At 47.2% G+C, this 2,686-nt stretch carries 3 protein-coding genes and 2 pseudogenes; all 5 read left to right on the top strand.

Annotation, left to right across the window (positions count from 1 at the left end; genetic code table 11):
• Positions 1-375, top strand: a pseudogene (locus AC14M5_RS22975) (SAM-dependent methyltransferase); the annotation flags it as partial.
• Between the two features lie 140 nt (positions 376-515).
• Positions 516-872, top strand: coding sequence for an avidin-fold protein (locus tag AC14M5_RS22970; protein WP_484032057.1), 357 nt, complete (start codon positions 516-518; stop codon positions 870-872).
• Between the two features lie 37 nt (positions 873-909).
• Positions 910-1,707 carry a hypothetical protein gene (locus AC14M5_RS22965; RefSeq protein WP_484032056.1) on the top strand — a complete coding sequence of 266 codons (798 nt, stop codon included), beginning with the start codon at positions 910-912 and terminating at the stop codon, positions 1,705-1,707.
• Between the two features lie 84 nt (positions 1,708-1,791).
• Positions 1,792-2,232 (top strand): SET domain-containing protein-lysine N-methyltransferase, encoded by a 441-nt coding sequence (locus tag AC14M5_RS22960; RefSeq protein ID WP_484032055.1) that lies wholly within the window; start codon positions 1,792-1,794, stop codon positions 2,230-2,232.
• 165 nt (positions 2,233-2,397) lie between these two features.
• A pseudogene (locus AC14M5_RS22955) lies at positions 2,398-2,686 on the top strand (Bax inhibitor-1/YccA family protein); the annotation flags it as partial.

The following is a 2,686-nucleotide window of genomic DNA, read 5'->3' as shown; positions in this document are numbered from 1 at the left end:
CAGGTCCGTTGTTTCGAGAACGTTGCGGCGCATCTGACAGATGACGGCTATTTCGTGGTGGAAGGAGAAGTGCCATCCGAGTGGTATCGTCTGCGCAATAACCAATACGTGGATCTGGAAGGGCTCGAGGTCGGCAACGTGCGCCTGGATGTGGCTCGTTACGACCCAGTGAAGCAACTTCTCGAAGAGACGCACGTAGTTTTATCAAGTACCGGTATTCAACTGAGCCCGATCGTCACCCGCTACGCGTGGCCCTCCGAACTGGACTTGATGGCGCGCATCGCGGGATTGAAATTGAAGGAACACTGGGGCGGCTGGAACCGGGAACCCCTTACAGGCAACAGTCGAAATTGCGTGTCGGTTTATGGAAGATGATCAAACTCTTTTGGCGAAATCGCACATGTGCCTACGCGCAGGCACATGGATGCGCTCCCAGCAAAGGCATATGTCTCGCACAGGTACGCAAACGGTTAAGCGCATGACTTATATCGTTGATGTCCCATGGTGGAGGTTGAATGAAACTTACCGGAATGATTTTTCAAGCGCTTGCCAATTCAAGCCATGGTACGATAAACACAACCACGACGATGACATTCGTTTCTGATGATGAATCCGAGATCCTCGGCAATTATCATGGCGGTACTATCAAGACAGGCAACGTTGTGGGTCGATGGATCGATGTATCTACAATGGAAATGCTCTACCATTGCATTACGGTGACAGGCGAATTGAAGGCTGGCCGTGCGCTCGCCAGTTTCAGCCGCAATTCTGATGGTCTTATGCACATGCACCTTGATTGGCAGTGGCTGATGGGTGATCAAAGCAAAGGAACGTCGCAGTGGGTTGAGAAAGTGGATTCCATTGCTAACTGAGGACCCCGTTGGGTACAAAGACGATTAAGAGGAAAACATGAACACAGGCAAGAAGTACATTCCTATAAAGGAAGGGCGAGACTGGTATTTTATTGAATATCACCCACCTGTGAGTGATTTCAAATTTGCGAGTCTTCACCTTGTAATGACCTCTGAAAAAATTCCAGATACCGAGATTGTCAATGCCATGGAAAGAGAAATAAAATATTGGCTTAATCGCTTTCCCATGCCTTTGATGGTATCTACATTTGATAATACTGGATCCCTCTATAGCCTAAAGGCAATAAAAGATTGTAACCACTTAATAGGATTTTACGATCATGATCTTAAAGTTCGTCTTTATTGGCAGTTATTGAAGGACGATGAAATTCCCAATGTCGCTCTAAACAAGGAATATCTAGATAATATATATGCAGGTTTAGACTATGAGACTTACGCAGAGCTTGACGCCAAAAGGCAGAAGAAAATCAATGCAATTAAAAGAGGCTCGTTTCTGCTTTTTCTTTGGCTTGTAGTAGTTCCCGCGCTAATTGCCATTCTGGAATACTATAGCAATCTGCTTTCATTAGTTGCCTTGATTTACAGTCTTTATATGGCAATCAAAACGGGACTTGACCTTAGGGGAAAGTTGCCCAAATCGAAGCGACAAAAAGCGAAGGAAGAGGAAGAACGATTGAAAGATCATTACTATTATCATTGTCAAAAGAATCCAGATGGGTTTAGAAAACTGATGCTAGAAAATCTTGAGCAAATGTCCAAAGATGAAATCGCAAAAGAGGCAGCAGTATTAAAAAAGCGCAAACAGAAGCGTAAGATGTCTTCTAATAAGACTTGAACCCTAACTAGCTAGAAGCCGCCTAACGCGAGCCGCCAAACAAATCAGCTAAATACTCAGTTGCTAATTTACCGGAGGACATTGATGAACTACCCAACCGAACCCATCACCATGTGGTTTGACCGACGACTGGTGTTGCGAAAATCCCCCATCCATAATATTGGCACGTTCGCATCTGGCGATATTCGCGCGGGCGAGCTATTGATGATCGTGACCGGCGGTTTGGTGGTCACGCGAGATGATCGAAAATCTGGCAGCCTTCAACTGGCCGGCGAGCTATATAACGAGGAAGCATTAACTGACAATCTATTTATACTCACCCCAAAATTATTTCACTACTATATCAACCACTCCTGCGACGCCAATGCCGTTGACCTCTCCCGAAGCCCCAATGCCACTCAATATGTGGCCTTACGTGATATCCATGCGAACGAAGAGATCACTGCCGATTATTATGATGAAAAGACGGCGGAGGTTTGCAACTGCAATTCCCCGCGCTGTCGCTGGACAAATCGCACTGGATAACGTGATTCCAATCACATCTACGCCTGAAGATCTGGTTGCACGCGCATCCAGCAAACGCCCCACACCAGCAAGTCAATCGGGGGTAGAATAACTAAAGCAAGGCGGCCAACATGGACGAAACCAAGCGTGTCAAGCGCTTATCCAACCACAGCCAAGGAGGCTGAAATGACCTATTCTTACAATAATAACGAGCCTGCCATCCAGGAATTAACTGCTTTCAGTGAAACCTTCATGACCGTGATGCGGCATGTCTATTTGTGGATGTGCCTGGGGCTGTTCATCACGGGGTTTGTTTCGGTGGCACTGGTCTACACGCCACTGTTTTACCTGCTGGCACAGTTACTGCAAGTCCCCTTCCTGTTCTTCGGCTTGATGATCGCTGAGATCGGGCTGGTCTGGTGGCTCTCCGCGCGGATCGGCACGCTCTCCGTGGGCATGTCCCGCACCATGTTCA

Source organism: Candidatus Villigracilis sp., from assembly GCF_057083605.1.
Note: the sequence above shows the minus strand (reverse complement) of the source record. Positions and strands in the feature narration are given on the sequence as shown.

Coding starts and splice junctions, on each gene's coding strand:
- AC14M5_RS22970 (WP_484032057.1), top strand. CDS start 516: ATGAAACTTACCGGAATGATTTTTCAAGCGCTTGCCAATTCAAGCCAT.
- AC14M5_RS22965 (WP_484032056.1), top strand. CDS start 910: ATGAACACAGGCAAGAAGTACATTCCTATAAAGGAAGGGCGAGACTGG.
- AC14M5_RS22960 (WP_484032055.1), top strand. CDS start 1,792: ATGAACTACCCAACCGAACCCATCACCATGTGGTTTGACCGACGACTG.